Source organism: Mesorhizobium sp. RSR380A, assembly GCF_054719385.1.
This window is the reverse complement of the sequence record NZ_JBTTIB010000001.1, coordinates 418,726-437,980: the sequence shown is the minus strand read 5'-3', so window position 1 is coordinate 437,980 and position 19,255 is coordinate 418,726. Positions and strand designations below refer to the sequence as shown.

Here is a 19,255-nt window from a genome sequence, read left to right as displayed (position 1 = left end):
CGAAGGTTGTTGCTTTTGTGCAAGTCGTTGTCCCAAAACCGCTTCGCACTGTTGGGCGACAAGCACTAGTCGGAACTGATTGCCATGTTTGAAGTCGGCTGGACCGAAATGCTGGTGATCGCGATCGTCATGATCGTGGTCGTCGGACCCAAGGATTTGCCCAATATGCTGCGCACCTTCGGCCGCACGACGGCGAAGCTGCGTGCCATGGCCTCCGACTTCCAGAAGCAGTTCAACGAGGCGTTGAAGGAAGCCGAGCTCGACGACGTCAAGAAGTCTGTCGATACGCTGCGCGGCCTCAATCCGGCGGCCGAAATCCGCAAGCAGCTCAATCCGTTCGAACAGGCGGCAGCCGAGGTTCGCTCCGGCGTCGATGCGGTGATGAAGCCGAAGCCCGCCGTCGACCCCTCAACGCCCGCGGCAGAAACACCACAGCCGGCCGAGCCGCTCAAGAACGGCGCGACGGTGATGCCGGGTGTCAACGGACCGGAAACAGCGCCGGCGGCGCCGATCCTTCCGGCGATGACCGATCAGGCGGTGGTGACACCGGCTGCAGCAACAGCAGCGCCACGAAACGCGCGCGCCAAGGGGGCTGCGATATCAAAGGCCCCGGCAACCAAAACAGCGGCAGCCAAGGCAGCACCGGCAAAGCCGGCGCCTGCGGCGAAGGTTGCGGCCAAGCCGTCAGCGGCGCCCGCCAAGGCTGCACCTGGAAAAGCCGCCACCAAGCCCGCTGCTGCACCGAAGGCAGTCGCAAAGGCTGAGCCGAAGCCTGCGCCGGCCACGAAGCCCGCGTCCAAGAAGACGGCGGGGGCCGCCAAGTGAGCATTACGGACAGCGAAAAGGACGAGATCGAGAAGTCGTCGGCTCCGCTGATGGAGCATCTGATCGAACTGCGCCGGCGGCTGATCTGGTCGATCGGCGGTTTCTTCGTCGCCTTCCTCGTCTGCTTCTTCTTTGCCAAGAAGCTGTTCAATCTTTTGGTCGTTCCGTTCAAGTGGGCCACGCAGTGGGCCGGGCTCGATCCGCACAAGGTCGAGCTGATCTATACGGCGCCGCAGGAATTCTTCTTCACCCAGGTCAAGCTCGCCATGTTCGGCGGCATGGTCATCGCCTTTCCGCTGATCGCCACGCAGATCTACAAATTCATCGCGCCAGGCCTCTACAAGAACGAACGCAACGCCTTCCTGCCGTTCCTTATCGCATCGCCGATCCTGTTCCTGATGGGAGCGTCGCTGGTCTATTTCTTCTTCACGCCGATGGTGATGTGGTTCTTCCTCGCCATGCAGCAGGCCGGCACCGACGACCAGGTGCAGATCTCGCTGCTGCCGAAAGTGTCGGAATATCTCAGCCTGATCATGACGCTGATCTTCTCCTTCGGCCTGGTGTTCCAGCTGCCGGTGGTGACCAGCCTGATGACGCGCGTCGGCATGCTGTCGTCGAAGGCGCTGGCCGAGAAGCGCAAATGGGCGATCGTCATCGCCTTCGTCGTCGCGGCGGTGCTGACGCCGCCTGATCCGATGAGCCAGATCGGTTTGGCCATCCCGACCATCCTGCTCTACGAGGTGTCGATCTGGGCGGCCCGGCTGATCGAGCGCGATCAGGTCAAGCAGAAGCTGGCGCGCGAGAAGCAGGAAGCCGCCGAAGCCGTGGCCGAAAAGGCGGCGGACGCGTCCTCAAAGCAGGCTCGTTCATAGGCTGTCGCGTTCGGGTATCCGCGTTAGCGGAAAAACGCGACAGCCGCCATCTTGCATCGATGAAGGATGCGGTTTACGCCCTCAGGCCTTAGCTCGAGGACGACCAACCATGCTTGATATCAAATGGATTCGCGACAACCCGAAGGCCCTTGTCGAGGCGCTGGCCAAGCGCTCGTGGTCGGCTGACGAGGCGCAGTCCACGGTCGATGAGCTGATCAAGAAGGACGAAGCGCGGCGCGAGCACGTCACCGAGCTGCAGACCAAGCAGGAACGCCGCAACGCCGCCTCGAAGGAGATCGGCAACGCCATGCGTTCGGGCGACACGGCACTTGCCGAAAAGCTCAAGGCCGAAGTCGGCGATATCAAGACCTTCATCCAGAATGGCGAGGCGCGCGAGCGCGAGCTCGACAAGACGCTGAACGATGCGCTGGCGGTGCTGCCGAATGTGCCGCTCGACGACGTGCCGGTCGGCAAGGACGAGCACGACAATGTCGTCAAGCATATCGTCGGCGAGGTGCCGACCCGGCCGAACTGGGTGAAGGAGCATTTCGAGATCGGCGAAGCGCTCGGCATGATGGATTTCGAGCGGGCGGCAAAGCTGTCGGGATCACGCTTCACCGTGCTGAAGAGCGGGCTGGCGCGGATGGAGCGCGCCATCGGCCAGTTCATGCTCGATCTGCACACGACCGAGCATGGCTATGAAGAAGTCATCCCGCCACTGATGGTGCGCGACGAAGTGCTTTTCGGGACCAACCAGCTGCCGAAATTCGAGGACGACCTGTTCTTCGTGCAGCATGGCGATGGCCGGCTCGGGTTGATTCCAACCGCCGAGGTCCCGCTCACCAACCTGGTGCGCGAAGAAATCACGGCCCATGAAAAGCTGCCGCTGCGCTATACGGCGCTGACGCCGTGCTTCCGCTCGGAAGCGGGCTCCGCCGGCCGCGACACGCGCGGCATGTTGCGCCAGCACCAGTTCTACAAGGTCGAGCTGGTCTCGGTCACCGACCAGGAGTCTTCGCTCGCCGAGCACGAGCGGATGACGCAGTGCGCGGAAGAGGTGCTGAAGCGACTGGAGCTGCCGTTCCGCACCATGGTCCTGTGCACGGGCGACATGGGGTTTGGCGCGCGCAAGACCTACGACATCGAGGTCTGGCTGCCCGGCCAGAACGCCTATCGCGAAATCTCGTCCTGCTCGGTCTGCGGCGACTTCCAGGCCAGGCGCATGGATGCCCGCTACAAGGACCGGGATGGCAAGGGCAACCGCTTTGTGCACACGCTGAACGGTTCGGGCACCGCTGTCGGCCGTGCGCTGATTGCCGTCATCGAAAACTACCAGAATGAGGATGGCAGCGTAACCATTCCTGAAGTGCTGCGGCCTTATATGGGCGGTCTGGCGAAGATCGAATCGAAGTAATGCGCATCCTTCTGACCAATGATGACGGCATCCATGCCGAGGGCCTGGCGTCGCTCGAACGCATCGCCCGCACGCTGTCGGACGATGTCTGGGTCGTGGCGCCGGAGCAGGACCAGTCCGGCTACGCGCACTCGCTGTCGATCTCGGAGCCGCTCCGGCTGCGCAAGATCGGCGAGAAACACTACGCCGTGCGCGGCACGCCGACCGACTGCGTCATCATGGGCGTCAAGAAGATCCTGCCTGGCGCGCCGGACCTGATCCTGTCCGGTGTCAATTCCGGCGCCAACATCGCCGACGACGTCACCTATTCCGGCACCGTCGCCGGCGCCATGGAAGGCGCGCTGCTCGGCATCCGCTCGATCGCACTCAGCCAGGGTTATTCCTATGTCGGCGAGGACCGCGTCGTTCCCTATGAGACCACCGAGGTGCTGGCGCCGGCGCTGCTGAAAAAGCTCGTCGCCATGCCGCTGCCGGACGGCGTGCTGCTCAACGTCAACTTTCCCAACTGCCTGCCTGACGAGGTCGCCGGCACCGTCGTGACGTCGCAAGGCAAGCTGGTGCACAGCCTGTGGGTCGACGAGCGCCGCGACGGGCGCGGCCTGCCTTATTACTGGCTGCGCTTCGGCCGCGAGCCGGTCGAGGGCAAGCAGGGCACCGATCTCCATGCTCTGCGCAACCGGCTCGTGTCTGTGACGCCGCTGCAGCTTGACCTCACCGCGCATGAAATCCGTGACCAACTGACCAAGGCGCTGGCTGAATAAGGTGTTCGCATGAAGAAGGTTCTGGCATGAACTTGCCGCTCGACGATCGCGAGGGTTTTGCCGCTTTCCTGCTGCGCCTGCGCGGCCAAGGCGCGGTGCCGAAGGCGTTGATCGCAGCCTTCGAGGCGACGCCGCGGCGCGGCTTCCTCAACGGCCAGTTCCATTCGATCGCCTGGTCGGACGGCATGCTGCCGATCGAGTGCGGCGAGGCGATCGAGGGCGCCGACCGGCAGGCGGCGGTGATTGCGGCCCTGGCAATAGAGCCCGGCAACCGGGTGCTCGAGATCGGCACCGGCTCGGGCTACACGGCAGCGGTGATGTCGCGGCTCGCGGCTCGCATCGTCAGCGTCGACCGCTACAAGACGCTGGCCGAGCAGGCCAGGCAACGCTTCGAGGCGCTCGGCATCGGCAATGTCATCGTGCGCCAGGCCGATGGTTCCACCGGCCTTGCCAACGAAGCGCCGTTCGACCGCATCGTAGCCTGGGCGGCTTTCGACAGCCTGCCGCGCTTCCTGCTCGACCAATTGTCGAGCGGCGGCATCGTCATTGCCCCGATCGGGCCGGAGGAGGGCGAGCAGGTGCTGGCCAAGCTGACCAAGGTCGGCAGCCGCTTCGAGCGCGAGGATATCGGCACCGTGCGCCTGCAGCCGATCCTGCGCAGCGTTGCGGCGGTTATCTGAATTCTGCCTGTCACGCGCTTCGAAGGTAAGCCGAAGCCGATCGTTTCGTCATCCACGGGCGAAGCAAGGAGCGTAGCGACGCAGCGCAGACCCGAGGATCCATGCCGCGCCATCAAGGCGTAGCTACGGCGCAGAATTCTGCTCTGCTGCATTCTTCGGCCAATGTCACGGAATGGATCCCAGGGTCTCCGCGACGGCGCTTCGCGCCTGCTTCGCCCAGGGATGACGACGTTGGTGAAGGCGCCTTACAAAATGTTTTAAGAAAATTTGCGTCCGATTCTATGGGGTTAACCCGCCAGTAACATTAACGCGCTTTAATCATGACCAGTGTGTACCGGGTCTGCGGGTTAGTGCGATGCAATTCAGTGTTATGAAGGCAAACGGGCGTACTCTGTCGCGGGGCTGCGCTGTCCTCATGCTAGCCGGAATGGCAGCGGGGTGTAGCTCCCAGGTCTCGCGGTTCAACGGTGTCGACGACGTCTTCACCTCCTCGACCAACAATCAGCGCGCCATCATCGACAAGCAGAGCACCGCGCAGCCCTATCCGGGCGATGTGGCGCCCGAGCCGATCGCTGCAGCACCTGTCGATGGCAGCCATAACCAGTCGGTCAGCCGCTCCAGCCTGGAGCCGGTCACCGTCCAGCAGCTGCCGCCGCCGAGCGCGCCCAAAGCCGCTCCGATGCGCACCGCTTCCGCGCCTGCACTTGCGCCGGCACCGCATGTCGACAGGACGACCACCGGCACCGTGCAGCCGGCAAGGCCGTTCAAGAATGCCGGTGACTCCGATCCGAAACCAGTTGCCGCCGGCACGCCGCACGCCACGGAGATCGTCGTCAGGGACGGCGAGACCATTTCCGGCATCGCCCATCGCTATCACGTGCCGGCCGACGTCATCATGAAGGTCAACGGCTTGAGCGCCACCAAGGGGCTGAAGACCGGCCAGAAGCTGGTCATCCCGGCCTATGCCTATTCGAGCAAGGGGACCGAGCCGAAAGTTGCCGACGGCAAGCCGGCGAACAGCCCCAAGACGCCGGCTCCGGAGAAGGTCGCCGTGCTGCCGCAGCAGCCGAAGCTCAAGGACGGCAAGTCCGCCGCGCAGGTCGACGCTTCGGCCGCGAACAAGCCGAAGACCGACAAGCCGGCGCAGCAGACGGCCGCAGCGGCGCCAAAGGCAGGTGCCGGCACCTACACGGTGCAGTCGGGCGATAGCCTGTCCTCCATCGCCAGGAAGACCGGGGTTGGCGTCGTGGCGCTGAAGCAGGCCAACGGCATGCAGGACGGTCTGCTCAAGATTGGCCAGACGCTGAAGGTTCCCGCCGGTGGCACCGCAACGGTTGCAAGCGCCAAGCCGGCCAAAGTTGATCCGGTGACGACGGCCGCAACCCAGCCTGCGGCAAAGCCGACGGAGACGCTCGCCACCTACACGCCGCCGAAGAAGGATGCCAAGGTCATCCAGCAGGCCGAGGACGACGATGCTGTCGCGCCTGATGCCACCGGCATCGGCAAGATGCGTTGGCCGGTGCGTGGCCGCGTCATCTCCAATTTTGGTGGCGGCAAGGACGGTGTCGACATCGCCGTGCCTGAGGGAACGCCGGTCAAGGCGGCCGAGAATGGCGTGGTCATCTATGCCGGCGACGGCCTCAAGGAATTCGGCAACACGGTGCTGGTGCGCCACGAAAACGGGCTGGTCACCGTCTATGGCCACGCCAGTTCTATCGAGGTGCAGCGCGGCCAGAAGGTCAAGCGCGGCCAGGAAATCGCGTTGTCGGGCATGAGCGGCACCACCGACTCGCCGAAACTGCACTTCGAAGTGCGCAAGAACTCGGCCCCGGTCGACCCCTCTGGCTATCTCGAATAGAACAATAAACGTTTTGCAGGCCGTCTGACCTCCAGTCCGGCCCGCCGGCTCAGCCCGCTCCGCAAGGGGCGGGCTTTTTCAGTGACCTGACGCAAATCAATCAGTCGTTCAGCGGCTTGCCGAGCCGGCCGGCCAGATCCTGGGTGAACTGCCAGGCGACGCGGCCCGAGCGGCTGCCGCGCGTCGTTGCCCATTCCAGCGCCTCGGCGCGCAGCTGCTCCGGGTCGATAGTGAGCCCGTGATGGCTGGCATAGCTGTTGACCATGTCGAGATATTCGTCCTGCGAACATTTGTGGAAGCCGAGCCACAGGCCGAAACGGTCGGACAGCGAAACCTTTTCCTCGACCGCCTCGGACGGGTTGATGGCGGTCGAGCGCTCATTGTCGATCATGTCGCGCGGCAACAGGTGCCGGCGGTTCGACGTGGCGTAGAAGATGACATTGGCCGGGCGGCCCTCGACGCCGCCTTCAAGGGCTGCCTTCAGCGACTTGTAGGAGGTGTCGTCATGGTCGAAGGAGAGGTCGTCGCAAAACAGGATGAAGCGAAACGGCGCCGCCTTCAGCAGGCCCATCAGCCTGGGCAGCGTGTCGATATCCTCGCGATGGATCTCGATCAGCTTGAGCGGCAGGTCGGATTTGGCCTGGGCGTTGATCTGCGCATGCACGGCCTTGACCAGCGAGGATTTGCCCATGCCGCGCGCACCCCACAACAACACATTGTTGGCGGCATGGCCGGCGGCGAAGCGTTCCGTGTTTTCGACCAGAATGTCGCGCACGCGGTCGACGCCGCGGATCAGGCCGATGTCGACGCGGTTGACCTTGCGCACCGGCTCGAGATAGCCGGGGTCGGCCTGCCAGACGAAGCAATCGGCAACCGCAAGATCGGTTTGCGGCACCGGCGGCGGGGCGAGGCGGGTGACCGCCTCGATCAGGCGGTCGAGCTTTTGGTTCAGGGCCTCGATGGTGCTGTCGGTCATGTCTCGTCTTTTATGTTTCCGCACGAACGTGCGTAGGGGCCGAAATCGTCTTGATCCGGGCGAGATAGAAACTGGTTCCAAGCTTTTGTTTGGGCATGATCTTTTGCGAAAACCACGCCCGTATTCCGGGAGCATGCTCTAACACGGGTCAACCGGCCGGAAAAGCAGCTGAAAGCCCGGCCGCGCAGTTGCATTGGTAACTTTACCCACTATATTCCGGCCAAATTTGGCGAGGCCGCCCTACGGCCTTCTTCGTAACCAGGAGTTCTTGATGTTCGTCACACCGGCATACGCCCAAGCTACCGGAACTCCGCTTGGTCCGTTCGGGGATATCGGCATGATACTCCCGTTCGTTCTGATCTTCGTGATCATGTATTTCCTCATCATCCGGCCGCAGCGCGCCCAGTTGAAGAAGCGCCAGGAGATGATCTCGGCCGTGCGCCGTGGCGACACGGTCATCACCGGCGGCGGCTTCGTCGGCAAGGTGACCAAGGTGATCGACGACAATGAGCTTGAGATCGACCTTGGCGGCGGCACCAAGGTGACGGCGCTGCGCTCGACGATCGCCGATGTTCGGGTCAAGGGCGAGCCGGTGGCCAACCAGAACGCCAAGAAGTAAGCCAGTTTCCCAAGCGGAGCGATCCGCGGGCAGAGCTCTGACAAAGACGGCGTATGGTCCATTTTTCGCGCCTGAAAATGATCCTGATCTGGCTTGCTATGGCCACAATGCTCGTCGACGCGCCCAGTCTTCACGCTGCCGGCGCGGACGTGCTGCTTCGATTGGACGCGACCGATGTGATCGATCGCCGGTTGGAGGCGACGCGTGACGAAATCAGGACGCTGCTGCGCGATGCAAGGATCGGCTATACTGGTCTTGCTAAGTCGGGTCGGGCCGTTCAGGTGCATATCACCGACGCCGCTCAGGTCGGCGCGGCCAAGATGGCATTGGAGGCGGTGACTGATCCTGTCCTTGGCAGCGCTGGTCCGGTCCAGGAAGTGATCCTGGATGATACCGGAGCAGCGTTGCTCAAGTTCACGGTAACAGACACAGGTATCAAGTATCGGATGTCGATCGCGCTTGCGCAGTCAATCGTGGTCATTAAGAATCGCCTGCGTGATCTTGGTGTAGCCGACCCAGTAGTGCGGCCAGAGGGCGAAGACGGTATGCTGGTCCGGACCTCGGGCGTTGCGGATTTGCAAAGGCTGAGGAGAATTCTCACCCGAACCGGAATGCTGACTTTTCAGTGGGTTGATGAGTCGATGCCGGTCGCTGATGCGATCAATGGCCGGACGCCCGCTGGCTCGGTGGTGGTTTATTCGAAGGACGATCCACCGGTTCCCTATCTGGTTGAGAGCCGAACGATCGTTTCCAGTGACGACATTGTCAATGCTCAGGCGACTTCCAACTCCGTCACAAATGAGCCGGCGGTTTCGTTCACCTTCGATTCCAGGGCAACGGCACGCGTTGCGCAGGCGACCTCGCAGAATGTCGGCAAGCTATTTGCGATGATCCTCGACAACCAAGTGCTTTCGGTGCCAGTCGTCCGCGAGCCAATTCTTAACGGCCGCGGCCAGATATCGGGCAACCTTACAAAGGAGAACGCCGATGATCTGGCCTTGCTTTTGCGTTCCGGACCGATGCCTGCACAATTGAAAATAGTCGAGTAGCGCACGATAGCGCCCGGCGGTGATCAGAATTAGAATGGAACCGACAGAGGCGATTGACGCCGAAACCGCTGCCGGCGGCAGCGCCAAATTGACCTCAGCGCGCTCGACAATCGGCGAAGTGCGGGTTAAGGGCGAGCCGGTGGCAAATAAGAACGCCAAGAAATAACCGAATTGTCGGCGGAACGATCCGCCAGTACGCCCTGACGGACAACGCCATATGCTGTATTTTTCGCGCCTGAAGATGATCCTGATCTGGATCGCCGTGGCCGTCACATTCATCCTTGCCGCGCCAAATCTCTTCCCGGCCAGCACATTGGCGCAATTGCCCAACTGGGTGCCGAAGCGGCAGATGACGCTTGGTCTCGATCTGCAGGGCGGTTCGCACATCCTCTTGCAGATGGACCAGAACGACCTGGTCAAGGCGCAGCTGGAAACGACGCGCGACGAGATCCGCACGCTGCTGCGCGATGCCAAGGTGGGCTATACCGGCCTTGGCGGCACCGGCAGGACCGTACAAGTGCGCATCACCGATCCAACCCAGATCGATGCCGCCAAGGCGGCGCTTAAGCCGCTGACCGATCCGGTCGCCGCCGGCCTGTTCACCGGTGGCTCCATCCAGGAGATGTCCCTGGATGATTCCGAAGCCGGGCTGCTCAAATTCACCGTCACCGACGCCGGCATCAAATACCGCACCTCGGCCGCATTGGCGCAGTCGATCGAAGTCGTCGAGCGTCGCGTCAACGAACTCGGCACCACCGAGCCGATCGTGCAGCGGCAGGGCGACGACCGTGTACTCGTCCAGGTGCCGGGCCTGCAGGATCCGCAAAGGCTGAAGGAGATCATCGGCCAGACCGCCAAGATGACCTTCCAGATGGTCGATACCTCGATGTCGGTGCAGGATGCGCTGAACGGCCGCCCGCCGGCAGGCTCCTCGGTGCTTTATTCGCAGGACGATCCGCCGGTTCCGTATCTGGTGGAAAATCGCGTCATCGTGTCCGGTGAAGATCTTGCCAAGGCGACGGCAACCTATGATTCCCGAAACAACGAGCCGGTGGTTTCGTTCGTCTTCAACTCGCGCGGTGCGACACGATTCGGCCAGGCGACGCAGCAGAATGTCGGCAAGCCGTTCGCCATCATCCTCGACAATCAGGTGATTTCGGCGCCGGTGATCCGCGAACCGATCCTCGGCGGCAGCGGCCAGATCTCAGGCAATTTCACCGCCGAAAGCGCCAACGACCTCGCCGTGCTGCTGCGCGCCGGCGCGCTGCCGGCAAAGCTGACCGTGATCGAAGAACGCACCGTCGGCCCGGGCCTCGGCCAGGATTCGATCCATGCCGGCAAGGTCGCCGGCATCATCGGCTCCATTCTCGTCGTCGCCTTCATGTTCGTCGCCTACGGACTTCTCGGCTTCCTCGCCAACATTGCGCTCGCCGTGCACGTGGCGATGATCGTCGGGGTCTTGTCGCTGCTTGGCGCGACACTGACCTTGCCCGGCATTGCCGGTATCGTGCTGACCATCGGCATGGCGGTCGATTCCAACGTGCTGATCTATGAGCGTATCCGAGAGGAGCGACGGGCCGGCCGTTCGGTCATCCAGTCGATCGACACAGGCTTCACCAAGGCGTTGGCGACCATCGTGGATTCCAACGTGACGTCGCTGATTGCCACGGTCGTGCTGTTCTATCTCGGCACCGGACCGGTCAAGGGCTTCGCCATCACCTATGCCATCGGCATCTTGACCACGGTCTTCACCGCCTTCACCTTCACCCGTCTGCTGGTGTCGATCTGGCTGCGCCGTGCGCGTCCGAAGGAATTGCCGCGTGCGCCGGTGACCTTCGTTCCGGCCGGCACGAAAATCCCGTTCATGGGCATCCGCCGCTGGACGTTCGCACTGTCCAGCCTGCTGTCGATCGCGTCGGTTATCGGATTCCTGACCATCGACATCAACTACGGCATCGACTTCAAGGGCGGCTCGATCATCGAGGTGCAGTCCAAGCAAGGCGACGCCGATATTGGCGATATCAGAAGCCGGCTGTCGGAGCTCAATATCGGTGAAGTGCAGGTCCAGCAATTCGGCGCGCCGAATGACGTGCTGATCCGCGTTGGCACCCAGGATGGCGGTGAGAACGCCGAGCAGACCGTCATCGACAAGGTGCGCGGCGAGCTGCAGGACAATTACGATTTCCGCCGCGTCGAGGTGGTGGGTCCCACCGTTTCGGGCGAACTGGCCAAGCAAGGCACGATTGCGATGATCATCGCGCTGATCGGCATCCTGGTCTATGTCTGGTTCCGCTTCGAATGGCAGTTCGCGGTCGGCGCAATCGTGGCGACGGTGCACGATGTGGTGATGACGCTGGGCTTCTTCGTCATCACCGGGCTCGAGTTCAACCAGTCTTCGCTGGCGGCGATCCTGACCATTATCGGCTATTCGCTCAACGACACGATCGTCGTCTATGACCGTGTTCGAGAAGATTTGCGAAAATACAAACGAATGCCGCTCCCACAATTGTTGAACAACGCCATCAACGAGACGCTGTCGAGAACGACGCTGACTTCGGTGACGACCATCCTGGCGCTGCTGGCGCTCGTGTTGTTCGGCGGCGAGGTGATCCGCTCGTTCACCATGGCGATGCTGTTCGGCGTCGTCTTCGGCACCTATTCGTCGATCTTCATCGCAGCGCCCTTGCTGATCCTGTTCAGGCTCAGGCCGCAGGGAGCGAGCGCCGATGAGGAGAAGCCGGTTGGTGGCGGCAAGGCCATGGCGACCTGACGGCTGCGCTGGTGGCAAAAGGGATCGTCATCCGCGAGGCGCATTTCCCCGGACGGGCGCCGATCGAAGCCTACGGCAATGGCGGCTTCCGCTTCGCCGACATGTCGCATCGCGGCTCGCTTCTTTGCCTGCCCTCCGGCATCCATGGCTGGGAGCCGGCCGATCCGCTGGCCCTGACGGCGGCGGATTTCGACCTGCTGCTGGCTGAGGCCGGCAAGGTCGAGATCCTGCTGGTCGGTACAGGCAAGGATTTGCGGCCCTTGCCGACAGCACTTCGGGCGGCGCTGAAAGCGGCTGGCATTGGCTCCGACCCGATGTCGACGGGGGCAGCGGTGCGGACCTACAATGTTCTGCTTGCCGAAGACCGCGCCGTGGCCGCGGCGCTCATCGCCGTCGACTGACGTGACCGATACAGCTGACATCGTCATGGAGACGGTGCGCGCCGGCGACCATGACCGCTATGTCAGCGCACTCTATGCACCGGCCAACAAGCGCGCGGCGCTGTTTTCGCTTTACGCCTTCAATGCCGAGATTGCGTCTGTCCGAGACCGCATCCACGAGGCATTGCCGGGCGAAGTGAGGCTGCAATGGTGGCGCGATGTCATCGCTGCTGAAGCCGCAGCCACAGGCAACCCGCTCGCCGATGCGCTGAAGGCGACGATTTCTGCCCATGGCCTGCCCAAAACTGCCTTCGACAACATGCTCGAGGCCCGCATCTTCGACCTCTATGACGATCCGATGCCGTCGCGCACCGATCTCGAGGGATATTGCGGCGAGACGGCGGCCGCGCTGATCCAGCTGGCGGCGATGGTGCTCGATCCCAATCAGGCGCCGCGCTTTGCCGAACTGGCGGGCAGGGCCGGCTGCGCCCAGGCGATGACCGGCCTGTTGCTGCTGTTGCCGCTGCATCGCCGACGCGGGCAATGCTTCGTGCCGGCGGATATCCTTGCAGCGGCCGGCTCGTCGCCGGAGGAGTTCGTCAGCGGCGACGGCGGCCCCGGCGCTCAGCGCGCGGTGGCTGCGATGATTGCATTGGCGCAGGAGCATCTCCGCGCTTTCGAGCAAGGGGCGTCCGCACTTCCGGAAACGCTGCGTCCGGCGTTCCTGCCGCTGGCGCTGACCAGCGCCTATCTCGGCAAGATGGCCAATGGCCGCTCGCCGCTTGGTGGCGCAGCCCGGCTTTCGGCTCTGCGCCGGCATTGGCTGTTGCTCAGGCGCGCAACGCGGGGTTGGCCAGCGAGTTGACGTAAACGTCAATCGCGTTAGGACTCTGAGACTTGGCTATTCAGCAGCTTCCGATGTTTGCGCCGGCAGCCCTAGCCACTCCCGACAATCTGCCCGCGCGCGTGAGGTGATCGCGTGGCGCTTGGCCACCGTCTTGTCCTTGCCGCGCAGGCGTTTGCCTTCGGTCTTCGGTGCTTCCACCGGCGGGAACAGGCCGAAATTGACGTTCATCGGCTGGAACGAGCGTTTGCCCGGCTCGTCGTCGGAAACGATGTGGCCGCCGGTGATGTGGTTGAGCAAGGCGCCGAAGGCGGTGGTGAGCGGTGGCAGCGATGGCGCGTGGCCGAGCCGCTCGGCGGCGGCGAAGCGGCCGGCGAGCAGGCCGATCGCCGCGCTCTCGACATAGCCCTCGCAGCCGGTGATCTGGCCGGCAAAGCGCAGGCCCGGCCGCGACTTCAGCTGCAGCGAGGCGTCGAGCAAGGTCGGCGAATTGATGTAGGTGTTGCGGTGCAGGCCGCCGAGACGGGCGAACTCGGCGTTTTCCAGGCCCGGAATGGTGCGGAAGACGCGCACCTGCTCGGCATGCTTCAGCTTGGTCTGGAAACCGACCATGTTGTAGAGCGTTCCCAGCGCATTGTCCTGGCGCAGCTGCACCACGGCATAGGCTTTTACCGTCGGATTGTGGGCATTGGTCAGCCCCATCGGCTTCATCGGCCCGTAGCGCAGCGTCTCGACGCCGCGCTCGGCCATGATTTCGATCGGCAGGCAGCCGTCGAAATAGGGCGTGCCTTCCCACTGCTTGAATTCGGTCTTCTGGCCGTCGACCAGCGCCTGTACGAAGGCGAGATACTGGTCCTTGTCCATCGGGCAATTGATGTAGTCCTTGCCGGTGCCGCCGGGCCCAACCTTGTCGTAGCGCGACTGGAACCAGCAGGTGTCCATGTCGATCGTGTCGAAATGGATGATCGGGGCGATGGCGTCGAAGAAGGCCAGCGCGTCGGCGCCGGTTGCCTCGGCGATCGACTGGGCGAGCGACGGCGCGGTCAACGGGCCGGTGGCGATGATCGCCTGGTCCCATTCCGCCGGCGGCAAGCCCGGCACTTCCTCCCGCTCGATGGTGATCAGCGGGTGCGTTTCGAGCCTTTTCGTCACCGCGTCGGAGAAGCCGTCGCGATCGACGGCCAGCGCGCCGCCGGCCGGCACCTGATTGGCGTCGCCGGCGCTCATGATCAGCGAGCCGGCCAGTCGCATTTCGGTATGCAGCAGGCCGACGGCATTGTTCTCGGCATCGTCGGAGCGGAAGGAATTGGAACAGACGAGTTCGGCCAGCCCATCGGTCTTGTGCGCATCGGTGCCGCGCACTGGGCGCATCTCATGCAAAATGACGGGAACGCCGGCTTGTGCTGCCTGCCATGCGGCTTCGGAGCCGGCGAGGCCGCCGCCGACGATGTGGATAGGATTTTTGCTCATGAGCGCCGGAATAATCGCTTGGCGCGCCGTTTGCAATTGGCCGGTGCGAGCGTGGGTCATTGTCGTGCAACGACGGAGCTCGACTTTCTTATGTCCGCGGCGACGCTCTGATCGCGGCGTAAAGCGCCTCGATCGACTGCATGCGCAATTGAAAAGCCTGCCCAAAAACAACAACACCCGCCGCGGGAGGAGGTGCGGCGGGTGTCGTTTTTGGGGCCGATCCTCGGGAGGAGGTGGGGATCGGCCGTATTCGTCATCGCCGGGGAGGAGGTCGGCTTTGACGAAATTCTTTTCGCCGGATCGAGGGAGGCGAAATCCCTGGAAGGCGAACTGCGTTCACTTTGGAGACGAACTGCGTTCGGTTTGGAAACAGCGCCCGCCGCGGGAGGAGGTGCGGCGGGCGCCGTTTTGGTGGTCAACCCTCGGGAGGAGGTGAAGGCTGACCGTATCCGTCAGGGTCGGGGAGGAGGTCGACCCTGGCGAAATTCTGGTTAGATCGTCGCCCTGCGGGCAATGATCTTGATCTCGTCGCGGACGATGCCGAGATCATGGAGCTGACGGTTCGAAAGGCGACCCAGCTCGGTAACGGTGTCGCGGTAAACGCGCCAGTTACGATAGTTGCGGATCAGGTTCATTGTCGTTCTCTTTTTCAAAACTGGTTCGGACCATTTGCGATCCGAAGAGGATTAGACCGCCTTGCGGGCGACGTAGTGGATGTCGCTGCGGCTGATGCCGAGGTCGGTCAGTTCACGGTTCGACAGGCGGCTCAGCTCGGAGACGGTGTCCCGGTAGCGGCGCCAGTTGCGGTAGTTGCGGATCAGGTTCATGGTAGTGCTCGTTTCGTCTTTCTTCGGATCATTCCGTTTGTGTACGAACAGTAAATAGGCTGGGTTATATCGATTTAAAAGTGCTGTTGGCGCATGGCAGCAATGCAAATTGTGCAATGCAACATTAACGCGCGTTCACGGCTTCGTCATGAAGAAACCCGAATCGGAAAATGACGTTGCGTCAACGATTTGAGCGGATCGGCTGTCAGAAAGACCAAGCTGGGGGAGAAGCGGCATGGCGAGTTATTCGTCACGGGCGAGGGCCGATATCGGGCGGTGGCTGCAGGCTGGCCTGATCGACGCGAAGACGGCCGATGCGCTTAAGCGCGACATCGACGCAAACGAGCGCAAATCGCTGAGCTTCGGCACTATATTGGCCATGATGGCAGCGCTGCTGTTCGGCGCCGCGATCCTGCTCTTCGTCGCCGCCAACTGGGACGCGATCCCGCGGCTGGTGCGGGTCGCGGCGCTGTTTGCCGTCATTCTCGCCGGCTATGTCGGCGGCGCGGTGTTGAAGATGCGCGACCATGCGGCGATCGGCGAGGCGCTGTGGATCGTGGCCGCCGCGGCCTTCGGCGGATCGATCGCGCTGATCGGCCAGATGTACCATCTCACGGGTGACGAAGCCTCGGCCATCGTCACCTGGGGCATCGGCACGGCATTAGCCGCGGTGGCGTTGCGCTCGAACCCGCTGACGGTCGCTGCCGTCGGCATATCCGTTGCCTGGCTGTTCGTGCGCGCGTTCGACTTTTATGACCGCCCCGTATTTCCGGATTTCTTCGTTATCATGGCGCCGGTGCTTTTTGTCGTCTCGTTGTGGACGCGCAGCCAGCCGGCACGCCACCTGATCATTCTCTCGGTCATTTTCTATATCGCGGTGCGCGGCCTGGACCAGAACACGCTCGCCCTGGCTATTCCTCTGGTGTCGGCGCTGCTGTTTGCGGTTTCGATCTTCGCCGCTGGGCCGGCCGACCGGATCTTGCAACTCGGCGGGCGGTTGCCTTTGCACGCCTTGATCGGCTTTCTCACCGGGCTGGCGATGATGCAGATCGAACTGGGCGATGACAACGCCTTCAGCAACGGCTTTGCCATTGCGTCGGTCATCGCACTGGCCGGCATTGCCGCGGCGATCATGCTGGGCGGGCGCGAGAGCAGGGGGCTGCGCTGGGTTGCCTATGCCGGCTTTGCCTTCGAGCTCGCCATTATCTACGTCGTGACCTTGCAGACGATGCTCGGCACGGCCGGCTTCTTCCTGGCTGCCGCAGTGCTGTTCGGCATCCTGGCTCTCGTCATCATCCGTGTGGAAAAACGCATGAAGGCCCCGGAAGGAGCGGCAGCATGATGTCGGGAAAGAAACTTGTCATCTCGGCGCTGGTCCTGGCGCTCGTCCAGATCGGCTTCCTGAGCTGGATCATCGCCGGCCGCGCGGCGATCCTGCGCAACGGCAAGGAGGTCTTGCTGAAAGTCGAGCCGGTCGATCCGCGCGATCTGCTGCGCGGCGACTATATTATCCTCGGCTATGAAATATCGCGCTTGCCGGTGAAGCTGATCGCCAACATCCCGGCCGGCCAGCTCGTGAGCGAGAACACGCCGATCGTGGTCCGGCTGAAGCCGGGTGCCGACGGCTATTGGCATGCGACCACGGCCTGGTTCGGCAAGGCTCCGACGCCGGCGACCGCCGACGAAGCCGATATTGTCGGCCAGGTCGCGCCGGGCTGGACGCTTGATCCTGAATCCACGATCGCACCGCAATACGGCATCGACCGCTTCTACCTACCTGAGGGCCAGGGCATGGCGATCCAGAACGACATGCGGGTGCGGCCATTCGGCGTGCGCATCGCGCTCGCCGCCAGTGGCCAGGCACAGATCAAGGCGCTGATGGACGGCGACAAGACATTGTTTGAGGAACCGCTCTACTAGAAGACATTACCCAGGGCATGGATTTCGGCAACGATCGATCGCTTCGCCCTCATGCAAACCAGACGGGCGAAGACAATGCCGATTACGGTGACGACGCGCGAAGATATCAATCTCGATGCCGTTTTGCGCGTCGCCTGGAGAAACGACACGGTCGAAATCGGCGACAAGGCCTTGCAACGCATTGCCGAATGCCGCGCCTCGTTCCTGAAACTCATTGAGTCCGATCCGCCGCCGGTCATCTACGGCGTCACCACCGCCATGGGCGAGCTGGCAAGCCGCAAGCTCGAACTTGACGAGCGCGACCGCCATGCGCGCATCAAGGCTTTTGCCGCCGCCACATCCTTCGGGGAGCCGTTGCCCGAGCGCGTGGTCAGGGCGATCGTGCTGGCACGGCTGACCAATTTCATCGAAGGCAATGCCGCCACCACGCCGCGCATCGCGCTAGCCGTTGCGGCGATGCTCGACGGTGGACCGATGCCGGTGGTGTCGTCGCAGGGGCAGGGCGGCGCCGGCGAGATCCTGGCGCTCTATCCGCTGTTTGCCGCGCTTACCGCTGGCCTGGAGCTCGAAGTGAAGGAGCGGGGCTCGCTGATCAACGGCTCGCCCTGCGCTGCCGCCCTTGTGGCGGACGCAGCACTTGCCGCACGCCGTCGCGTCGCGATGGCGCACAAGGTGTTTGCGCTGTCGATCGAAGCCTTTCGTGCGCCGCTCGAGCATTATGATGCCGCGCTCGACGGGCTGTGGGGCGACGCGCACGAAGCGGCCGCCTTGCAAGGGTTGCGGCAATACCTGGTTGGCGCCGGCGACGGCCGGCGCAACTATCAGGCGCCGGTCAGCTACCGCATCGTGCCGCGCGTGCTCGGCCATGCGCATCGGGCGCTGGCGGGCGCCGAGCAGGCGGCGACCGTGTCGCTGGCCTCGATCTCGGACAATCCGGTCTATATCCCGCCCGACGATGCGCATCCGCTGGGACGCTGCATCTCCACCGGCGGCTACCACAATGCCATGGCGACACCGGCATTGGACGATCTGGCGGCGATCTGGGCCGATCTCTGCCTGCTTTGCGACCGCCACGCCTCAAAGCTGCTGAACGGCAAGGTGTCGCTGCTGCCCGATCTGTTGATGACCGGGCGGCATTGGGCCGACAGCGATGGCCATGGCAATGTCGGCTATGTCCCGATGGCGATCACCGGCTATTTCGAACAGGCCAAGCTCGCGGCGCAGCGCACCTTCATTCCGGGCACCGAATCGGCCGGCGCCGGCCAGGACGACGTCGCCACCACCGCATTCTTCGCCTGGACCAAGGAAGCGACGGCCGGCCGCTGCCTCGATGCGGCAATGGCGATGCTGGCCATGATCGCCTCGCAGGCCCTGTACGTGACTGAACGCGCCGCGCCGCCGGCATTGCAGGATTTTGTCGCGGATATCAGGAAGATCGTGCCCCCGGTCGACGCCGACCGGGTGCTGGGGCCGGAGCTGGCGAAATTGGCGGAGTGGTTTACCGGTCAAGTGTTTGAAGTGTAGGCCGTCGCCGCCAGTCCTCCTACGCCACGGCTTCGGAGGACACCCTTCGCTTTATCAAGCTCCTGGGTGGCCTGCCACCCGAAGCTCGATAGAGCGAAGGGTGGTGCGGATGAAGGGACTCGAACCCCCACGCCTTTCGGCACTGGAACCTAAATCCAGGGCGTCTACCAGTTCCGCCACATCCGCATTTGTCGGCAATCCCATGTAGCCATCATTCTGTCAATGTCGGGGCGAAAATGTCTGCCGTTGGGGCGGTCATTCGCTGCAACGCGAAGATGGTTGAAAATTGGCCTCGCCTGTGACAAAAGGCGTGTCAAATGTGACGGGACGCGCCGATCCGCTTCTGCAGAATGTGATAAGAAGTAGGAAAAACAAGAACTTATTCACATCTTGGAACGCAGTTTGGAACAATTTGAGCCGTAATTTCGGTCAAATCGCCAGGTTCCGTACCAAAAGCCATTCCCGG

Annotated in this window: 18 protein-coding genes and 1 tRNA gene; 14 read left to right on the top strand and 5 right to left on the bottom strand. The window is 63.0% G+C overall.

The features are described from left to right. The first annotated feature begins 84 nt into the window (after positions 1 to 84). The 6 genes from tatB (at position 85) to ACYG9Z_RS02220 (ending at position 6,410) form a co-directional block, all read left to right on the top strand. A complete protein-coding gene (gene tatB / locus ACYG9Z_RS02245) occupies positions 85 to 825 on the top strand; it encodes a Sec-independent protein translocase protein TatB (protein ID WP_023691107.1) in 741 nt (246 codons plus the stop codon). Beyond that, positions 822 to 1,697, top strand: coding sequence for a twin-arginine translocase subunit TatC (gene tatC / locus ACYG9Z_RS02240; RefSeq protein ID WP_023667686.1), 876 nt, complete (start codon positions 822 to 824; stop codon positions 1,695 to 1,697). The genes tatB and tatC overlap by 4 nt, the downstream gene beginning before the upstream one ends. Before the next feature lie 109 nt (positions 1,698 to 1,806). Further along, a complete protein-coding gene (gene serS, locus ACYG9Z_RS02235; RefSeq protein ID WP_023667685.1) occupies positions 1,807 to 3,111 on the top strand; it encodes a serine--tRNA ligase in 1,305 nt (434 codons plus the stop codon). Further along, positions 3,111 to 3,872 (top strand): 5'/3'-nucleotidase SurE, encoded by a 762-nt coding sequence (surE, locus tag ACYG9Z_RS02230; protein WP_023667684.1) that lies wholly within the window; start codon positions 3,111 to 3,113, stop codon positions 3,870 to 3,872. Before serS ends, surE begins: the two co-directional genes overlap by 1 nt. A gap of 26 nt (positions 3,873 to 3,898) precedes the next feature. Next, positions 3,899 to 4,552, top strand: a complete 654-nt coding sequence (locus tag ACYG9Z_RS02225; protein WP_023751549.1) for a protein-L-isoaspartate(D-aspartate) O-methyltransferase — start codon at positions 3,899 to 3,901, stop codon at positions 4,550 to 4,552. Between the two features lie 355 nt (positions 4,553 to 4,907). Further along, the gene (locus ACYG9Z_RS02220; protein ID WP_023725684.1) at positions 4,908 to 6,410 is read left to right on the top strand and encodes a peptidoglycan DD-metalloendopeptidase family protein; all 1,503 of its coding nucleotides are present in this window, start codon (positions 4,908 to 4,910) and stop codon (positions 6,408 to 6,410) included. 100 nt (positions 6,411 to 6,510) lie between these two features. On the opposite strand, the gene ACYG9Z_RS02215 is transcribed toward ACYG9Z_RS02220, so the two are convergent. Continuing rightward, positions 6,511 to 7,386, bottom strand: coding sequence for an ATP-binding protein (locus ACYG9Z_RS02215; protein WP_023688224.1), 876 nt, complete (start codon positions 7,384 to 7,386; stop codon positions 6,511 to 6,513). A 271-nt stretch (positions 7,387 to 7,657) separates the two neighbouring features. On the opposite strand from ACYG9Z_RS02215, the gene yajC reads away from it, so the two are divergent. From yajC to ACYG9Z_RS02190, 5 genes are all read left to right on the top strand, one after another. After that, the gene (gene yajC, locus ACYG9Z_RS02210; RefSeq protein ID WP_023667680.1) at positions 7,658 to 8,005 is read left to right on the top strand and encodes a preprotein translocase subunit YajC; all 348 of its coding nucleotides are present in this window, start codon (positions 7,658 to 7,660) and stop codon (positions 8,003 to 8,005) included. Between the two features lie 53 nt (positions 8,006 to 8,058). Continuing rightward, a complete protein-coding gene (locus tag ACYG9Z_RS02205; RefSeq protein ID WP_023697614.1) occupies positions 8,059 to 9,054 on the top strand; it encodes a SecDF P1 head subdomain-containing protein in 996 nt (331 codons plus the stop codon). 217 nt (positions 9,055 to 9,271) lie between these two features. After that, positions 9,272 to 11,824 carry a protein translocase subunit SecDF gene (secDF, locus tag ACYG9Z_RS02200; protein ID WP_023667677.1) on the top strand — a complete coding sequence of 851 codons (2,553 nt, stop codon included), beginning with the start codon at positions 9,272 to 9,274 and terminating at the stop codon, positions 11,822 to 11,824. A gap of 11 nt (positions 11,825 to 11,835) precedes the next feature. Beyond that, the gene (locus tag ACYG9Z_RS02195; RefSeq protein ID WP_023688226.1) at positions 11,836 to 12,225 is read left to right on the top strand and encodes an Mth938-like domain-containing protein; all 390 of its coding nucleotides are present in this window, start codon (positions 11,836 to 11,838) and stop codon (positions 12,223 to 12,225) included. Positions 12,226 to 12,250: 25 nt separating this feature from the next. Continuing rightward, positions 12,251 to 13,069: a phytoene/squalene synthase family protein gene (locus ACYG9Z_RS02190; protein WP_023751547.1), complete on the top strand. Its 819-nt coding sequence runs from the start codon at positions 12,251 to 12,253 to the stop codon at positions 13,067 to 13,069. A gap of 36 nt (positions 13,070 to 13,105) precedes the next feature. Here the strand turns inward: ACYG9Z_RS02190 and trmFO are convergent, their stop codons facing one another. The 3 genes from trmFO to ACYG9Z_RS02175 form a co-directional block, all read right to left on the bottom strand. Further along, positions 13,106 to 14,518, bottom strand: a complete 1,413-nt coding sequence (trmFO, locus tag ACYG9Z_RS02185; RefSeq protein WP_023751546.1) for a methylenetetrahydrofolate--tRNA-(uracil(54)-C(5))-methyltransferase (FADH(2)-oxidizing) TrmFO — start codon at positions 14,516 to 14,518, stop codon at positions 13,106 to 13,108. Positions 14,519 to 15,009: 491 nt separating this feature from the next. Then, complete coding sequence (locus tag ACYG9Z_RS02180; protein ID WP_023667673.1) at positions 15,010 to 15,153, bottom strand: DUF1127 domain-containing protein; 144 nt, start codon at positions 15,151 to 15,153, stop codon at positions 15,010 to 15,012. Between the two features lie 51 nt (positions 15,154 to 15,204). Then, on the bottom strand, positions 15,205 to 15,345 hold the full coding sequence (locus tag ACYG9Z_RS02175) for a DUF1127 domain-containing protein (protein ID WP_006335194.1): 141 nt from the start codon (positions 15,343 to 15,345) through the stop codon (positions 15,205 to 15,207). Positions 15,346 to 15,580: 235 nt separating this feature from the next. On the opposite strand from ACYG9Z_RS02175, the gene ACYG9Z_RS02170 reads away from it, so the two are divergent. The 3 genes from ACYG9Z_RS02170 to ACYG9Z_RS02160 all read left to right on the top strand — a co-directional run bounded on the left by ACYG9Z_RS02170 (position 15,581) and on the right by ACYG9Z_RS02160 (position 18,789). Continuing rightward, positions 15,581 to 16,687, top strand: a complete 1,107-nt coding sequence (locus ACYG9Z_RS02170; RefSeq protein ID WP_023751545.1) for a DUF2157 domain-containing protein — start codon at positions 15,581 to 15,583, stop codon at positions 16,685 to 16,687. Then, positions 16,684 to 17,265 (top strand): GDYXXLXY domain-containing protein, encoded by a 582-nt coding sequence (locus ACYG9Z_RS02165; protein WP_023697610.1) that lies wholly within the window; start codon positions 16,684 to 16,686, stop codon positions 17,263 to 17,265. The genes ACYG9Z_RS02170 and ACYG9Z_RS02165 overlap by 4 nt, the downstream gene beginning before the upstream one ends. A 75-nt stretch (positions 17,266 to 17,340) precedes the next feature. Next, positions 17,341 to 18,789 carry an aromatic amino acid lyase gene (locus ACYG9Z_RS02160; protein WP_031244020.1) on the top strand — a complete coding sequence of 483 codons (1,449 nt, stop codon included), beginning with the start codon at positions 17,341 to 17,343 and terminating at the stop codon, positions 18,787 to 18,789. Positions 18,790 to 18,890: 101 nt separating this feature from the next. On the opposite strand, the gene ACYG9Z_RS02155 is transcribed toward ACYG9Z_RS02160, so the two are convergent. Then, positions 18,891 to 18,975 (bottom strand) — tRNA-Leu (locus ACYG9Z_RS02155). Between the last annotated feature and the right edge of the window lie 280 nt (positions 18,976 to 19,255).